Annotated in this window: 1 pseudogene; it reads right to left on the bottom strand. The window is 77.8% G+C overall.

The window, feature by feature from the left end:
- Positions 1-10: 10 nt before the first annotated feature.
- A pseudogene (locus Ae150APs1_RS00260) lies at positions 11-4817 on the bottom strand (type I polyketide synthase).
- Between the last annotated feature and the right edge of the window lie 1704 nt (positions 4818-6521).

Raw genomic sequence — 6521 nt, 5'->3', positions numbered from 1 at the left:
TGCTTGTCGTTCAGTTCGCCGAGTTCTCGGTGACGAGCCGCAGCAGCGCTTCGGCGTCCATGTCGTCGAGGGACTCCGTGCCGTGCTCCTCGGTCCGGCCCGCGTCGGGGTCGGGTTCGTCGGCGGCACCGGGGTCGGCGTCGGCGAGGCCCAGCACCATGTCCAGCAGTCCGGCCCGTCGCAGCCGTCCGACGGGGACGGAGGCGAGGACCTCGCGGATGTGGGCGTCGGGATCGTCGGCTCGGGTGGTGCCCTGCTCGCCGGGGGTGTCGCCGAACAGCAGCGTCCCCAGGTGGCGGGCCAGGTCGGTGGGTGTCGGGTGGTCGAAGACGAGCGCCGCGGGCAGCGACAGCCCGAGCCCGGCGCGGAGCCGGTTGCGCAGCTCCACCGCGGTCACCGAGTCGAACCCGACGTCGCGGAACGCGCGCCCGGCAGGAATCGCGTCGGTGCCGTCGGTGCCGCTGTGGCCGAGGGTGGCCGCCGCCTCGCCGCGGACCGCCTCGACCAGCGCCCGGGCCCGCTCGGCGGTCGGCAGTGCCTCCAGGCGGCCGCGCAGCGGTGGGACGGCCGCGTCCGCGCCGGTGTCGCCGGGGACCGTGGCCTGCCCGTCGGCGAGCGCGGCGACCGCCTCGGGCACCGTGCCCAGCAGTGGGCTGGGACGCAGCGCGGTGAAGCTCGGCGCGAAGACCTCCCAGTCCATGCGCGTCACCGCCACCGCGGTGTCGCCCTCGCCGAGCGCCAGCTCCAGCGTGGACAGTGCGTCGGCCGGGTCCATCGCCGGGACGCCCTGGCGGTGCAGCCGCTCGTGCACCTCGGGATCGGTGGCCATGCCGACCTCGCCGAACGTGCCCCAGGCGACCGACGTCGCCGGCAGGCCGAGCCCGCGGCGGTGTGCGGCGAGGGCGTCGAGGTAGGCGTTGGCCGCGGCGTAGCCGGGCTGGCCGCCGCTGCCCCACACGGCGGCGCCGGAGGAGAACAGCACGAACGCGTCCAGCTCGGTGTCGCGGGTGAGCTCGTGCAGGTTCCGGGCCGCCGTCAGCTTGGACCGCAGGAGCGCGTCGAGCTGCTCCACGGTCAGGTCCGCCACGGGGGCGTCCCCGTCGGCGACGCCCGCCGAGTGCACGACGGCCGTCAGCGGCAGGTCCGCGGGCAGTCCGTCCAGCAGGGCGGCGAGCGCGTCGCGGTCGGCGGCGTCGCAGGCGGCGATCGTGACCCGCGCGCCGAGCGCCTCCAGTTCGGTGCGCAGCGCCGCCGCGCCGGGGGCGTCCTCACCGCGGCGGCTGGTCAGCAGCAGGTGCCCGGCGCCGCGCTCGGCGGCCCGCAGCGCCGTCCGCCCGCCGATGCCACCGGTGCCGCCGGTCACCAGCACGGTGCCGCGGTCGCAGCCGCCGCGCCCGGGGCGCGGTGCGGCCGGTGCGGCGTGGGTGAGCCGGCGGGCGAGGAGACCGTGGGCGCGGACCGCGAGCTGGTCCTCGGTCCCGGCCCCGGCGACCAGCGCGGCGACCCGCTGCGCGGTCCGGGCGTCCGGGCCGGCGGGCAGGTCGATCAGCCCGCCCCACCGGTCGGGGTGCTCGAGGGCGACGACCCGGCCGAGACCCCACAGGGTGCCCTGCTCGGGAGCGGTGACGGCGTCCCCGGGCGTGGTACCGACGGCGCCGCGGGTCAGGCACCACAGCGGCGCCGTGACCCCGGCGTCGCCGAGTGCCTGGACGAGCGCGAGGGTCCGGGCCAGCGCGGCGGGGACGCCCGGGTGGTCGGGGTGCGGTCGTCCCGTCGTGTCCGGGAGTGCCACGACCGCGGTGACCGGGCCGTCGGCGGCGTGCCGGGCCAGCTCGGCGGCCCACCCCGCGCGCCCGGTACCGGGGTCGGTGACGGGGACGGCGCCAGGGCCGAACGCGTCGAGCAGCCCGTCGTCCGCGGTGCCGGTAGCCGGTCCGTCGCCCACGATCAGCACCCGCCCGGCGGGCGGGCCCGCGGCGGGCTCCGGGACCGGGGCCCAGTCGACGCGGTAGCGCAGGTCGTTCGCGCGGGTGCGGGCGCGGGACCCGGCGCGCCAGGCGGACAGCGCCGGCAGCACGGTGTCGAGGGCGCCGCCGGGCACGCCGAGCGCGTCCGCGAACGCCGCCGGGTCCTGGCCGTCGACGAGGTCCCAGAACGCGGCGTCGTCGGCGGCACCCGACGGGTCCGCCTTCGGCTCGGGCCAGTAGGTGCGGCGCCGGAACGCGTAGGTCGGCAGGTCGACGTGACCGCCACCGGTGGCGGGCAGGGTCGTCGTCCAGCCGACGGCGGCGCCGTGCACGTACGCCTCGGCCAGCGAGGTCAGCACCCGGGCGGGTCCGCCCTCGTCGCGGCGCAGCGTGCCCAGCACGACCGCGGCGGCGGTGCCGTCGGGGTCGGCCACCTCCTGGGTCTCCTGGATCGGCCCCGCGAGCACCGGGTGCGGGCTGACCTCGACGAAGATCCGGTGCCCGGCCACGAGGAGGGCCTCGGTCGCGTCCTGCATCCGGACGGTGTGCCGGAGGTTCGTGTACCAGTAGGTGCCGTCGACGCCGCCGTCCTCGGCGGTGTCGAGGCGCCCGCCGGTGACGGTGGAGTAGAACGGCACCGCAGGCGTGCGCGGGGTGACGGGGGCGAGTACCTCGGCGAGCTCGTCGCGCACCGCCTCGACGTGCGGGCCGTGCGAGGCGTAGTCGACGGAGACCCGTCGGGCGCGGACCCCGGCGGACTCGCAGGCGGGCAGCAGTTCGTCGAGCGCGCCCGCGTCGCCGGAGACGACCACCGACGACGGCCCGTTCACCGCGGCGACCGACAGCGCGCCGTCCCAGGGGGCGATCAGCTCCGTGACCCGGCCGGCGGGCGCCGCGACCGACACCATCCCGCCGCGCCCGGACAATCGCGGCAGCGCGCGGCTGCGCAGCGCCACCACGCGGGCCGCGTCGTCGAGGTCGAGCGCACCCGCCACGTACGCGGCGGCGATCTCGCCCTGCGAGTGCCCGACGACCGCGGCCGGCTCGACGCCGTGGGCGCGCCAGACCGCGGCGAGGCCGACCATCATCGCGAACAGCGCGGGCTGGACGACGTCGACGCGCTCCAGCAGCGCCGGGTCGCCGTCGCCGGTGAGGACGTCGTGCAGCGACCAGTCGACGTGCGGGGCCAGCGCGGCGGCGCAGTCGTCGACCGCGGTGCGGAACGCCTCGGAGGTCGCGAGCAGCTCGCGGCCCATCCCCCACCACTGGGCGCCCTGCCCCGGGAACACGAAGACGGGACCGGCGGGGTCCTCGGCGGCGGTGCCGGTGACCAGCCCGGCCGCGGAGGTGCCGTCGGCCAGTGCTGTCAGGCCGCGGGCGAGCTCGTCGGGCGTCTCCCCCACGACGACGGCGCGGTGGTCGAAGGCGGCGCGGGTCGTGGCCAGGGCGTGCCCGGTCCGGGCCGGGGCCAGCAGGTCGCGCCCGGCGGCGTCGCGCAGCCGGGCCGCCTGGGCGCGCAGCGCGTCGGCCGAGCGGGCGGACACCGCCCACGGGACGGGTCCCACCGCGGTACCTGCCGGCTCCCCCACCTCGGCGGGGGCCGCCTGTTCGAGGAGGACGTGGGCGTTGGTGCCGCTGATCCCGAACGACGACACCCCGGCCCGGCGCGGCCGGCCGGTCTCCGGCCACGCGGTGCGGCCGGTGAGCAGCTCGACGGCCCCCGAGGTCCAGTCGACGTGGCTGGTCGGCGCGTCGAGGTGCTGGATGCCGGGCAGCTCCCCGGCACGCATCGCGGCGATCATCGTGATCACTCCGGCGACGCCCGCGGCGGCCTGCGTGTGCCCGATCGCGGACTTCACCGACCCCAGCCGCAGCGGCTCGTCCCGGTCGTGGCCGTAGGTCGCGAGGAGCGCCTGGGCCTCGATCGGGTCGCCGAGCGCGGTGCCGGTGCCGTGTGCCTCGACGACGTCGACGTCGGCCGCGGTCAGTCCCGCGTCGGCCAGCGCCCGGCGGATCACACGCTGCTGTGACGGCCCGTTCGGCGCGGTCAGCCCGTTGGAGGCGCCGTCCTGGTTGATCGCCGACCCGCGGATCACGCCGAGCACCGGGTGCCCGTGGCGGCGCGCGTCGGAGAGCCGCTCCAGCAGCACGACGCCGACGCCCTCGGCGAGGGTCATCCCGGCGGCGGCCTCGGAGAACGGCTTGCAGCGGCCGTCGGCGGCGAGTGCCCGCTGCCGGCTGAACCCGACGAACGCCTGCGGGGTCGCCATCACCGCGGCGCCGCCGGCCAGTGCCAGCGAGCTCTCCCCACTGCGCAGCGACCGGCAGGCCAGGTGCATCGCGACCAGCGACGACGAGCACGCCGTGTCCAGGGTGACGGCGGGCCCCTCCAGGCCCAGCAGGTACGACACCCGGCCGGACAGCACGCTGGCGGCGGTGCCGGTGACCATGTGGGTCTCGGTGTCGCCCGCGACGTTCGCCATCGTCGTCGCGTAGTCCTGGTAGGTGGCGCCGACAAAGGTGCCGGTGCTGCTGCCGCGCAGCGACGCGGGGGCGATCCCGGCGCGCTCGAACGCCTCCCACGAGGTCTCCAGCAGCATCCGTTGCTGCGGGTCCATCGCGGTCGCCTCGCGCGGGGAGATCCCGAAGAACCCGGCGTCGAAGTCGGCGGCGGTGTGCAGGAATCCGCCCTGCACGGAGTAGGTGCGGCCGGTCCGGGTCGGGGTCGTGCAGGGCGGCGGCGTCCCAGCCGCGGCCCGCGGGGAACCCGGTGATCGCGTCGACGCCGTCGAGCGCGAGCCGCAGCAGCGCCTCGGGGGTGTCGGCGCCACCCGGGTAGCGGCAGCTCATGCCGATCACGGCGATCGGGTCGCCGTCGGTGGCGCTGCCCGCCGGGCCTGACGAGTACTGCTGCGCCCCGTCCCCGGCGCCGAGCGCGGCCTCCTCCAGGCGGCCCGCGAGCGCGGCGGGGTTCGGGTGGTCGAAGACCAGGGTGGAGGGCAGCACCAGGCCGGTCGCGGCGGCGAGCCGGTTGCGCAGGTCGACCGCGGTCACCGAGTCGAACCCGGCATCGCGGAAGGCGCGGCGCTCGCCGAACGCGTCGGCGGAGGCGTGCCCGAGCACGGCGGCGGCCTCGGTGCGGACCAGCGTGATCAGCAGCCGGGAGCGCTCGGCCGTGGAGAGCGGCTGCAGGCGTGCGGCGAGGTCCCCGCCCGCTCGGCCGGCGGCGGGCCGGTCGAGCCGGGCCCGGACCTCCGGGATCGCGTCGAACAGGTGCGAGGGACGGCCGGCGGTGAAGACGTCGTTGTAGACGTCCCAGTCGATGTCCATCAGGCCGACGACGGTCTCGTCGTCGTCGAGGACGCAGCGCAGCCCGGTCAGCGCGCGCTGCGGGTCGAGGTACTCCAGGCCGCTGCGCCGGATCCGGTGCGGGTCGGCCTCGGTGCGGCCGGAGTCGGCGTCGGGCCACTTGCCCCAGTGCACCGAGGTGGCGCGCAGCCCGCGGGCGCGGCGCTGCTGCGCCAGCGCGGACAGGAACGCGTTGCCCGCGGCGTAGGCGGCGTGCACGCCGCTGCCCCACATGCCCGCCGTCGACGAGTACAGGACGAGGTCGGTGTCCGGGTCGTCGAGCAGCTCGTCGAGGATCCGGGCGCCGGTCACCTTGGCGTGCACGACCTCGGCGAACTCGTCGACGGTCGTGTCGGCGATCGCGGCCAGCCCGATCACCGCCGCGGTGTGCAGGACGGTGCCGACGGTGCGGCCCTGCGCGGCGAGGCGGTCCAGCAGCGCGGCGACGGCGGCCCGGTCGGTGATGTCGCAGGCGACCGCCTCGGCCTCGGTTCCGGCGTCGGCCAGCTCCGCGACCAGCGCGGCCGTGCCCGGGGCGTCGGCGCCGCGGCGGGACAGCAGCACGACGTGCTCCGCGCCGTCGGCGGCCAGCCGCCGCGCCAGGTCGGGGGCCAGGGTGCCGGACCCGCCGGTCACCACGGTGGTGCCGCGCGGGCTCCAGTTCCGGGCCGGGGCCCGGCCGCCGCGGCCGGCGCGGACGATGCGGCGGGTGAGGACGCCGGACGGGCGGACGGCGAGCTGGTCCTCGTCGCCGAGCCGCCCGGCCAGGACGGCGGCGAGCCGGTCGCCGGTCCGGGCGTCGAGCTCCTCGGGCAGGTCGACGGTGCCGCCCCGGCGGTGCGGGTGCTCGACGGCGGCGGTCCAGCCGAGCGCGGCGACCTGGCTCTGCAGCGGCCGGGTCACGGTGTCGCCGGGCGCGGCGGTGGCCGTGCCGCGGGTGAGGTGCCACAGCGGGGCGTCGGACCCGGCGTCGCCGAGTGCCTGGACGAGCGCCACCGACAGGGCGAGACCGCGGGTCAGGCCGGGGTGGCGGGGGTCGTCGTCCTCGGCGGCGGCCAGCAGCGAGACCACACCGGTGATCTCCCCGCCTGCGGTGGCGTCCTCGATCCGGGCGCGCAGGAGGCCCCGGTCGGTGTCGTCGTCACCGAGCACGAGGGGACGGACCCCGGCGCCGTGGCCCGCCAGGACACCGGCGACGTCAGCCGG

Origin of the sequence: Pseudonocardia sp. Ae150A_Ps1, assembly GCF_001932315.1 — a bacterium.
Classification (GTDB): domain Bacteria; phylum Actinomycetota; class Actinomycetes; order Mycobacteriales; family Pseudonocardiaceae; genus Pseudonocardia.
Note: the sequence above shows the minus strand (reverse complement) of the source record. Positions and strands in the feature narration are given on the sequence as shown.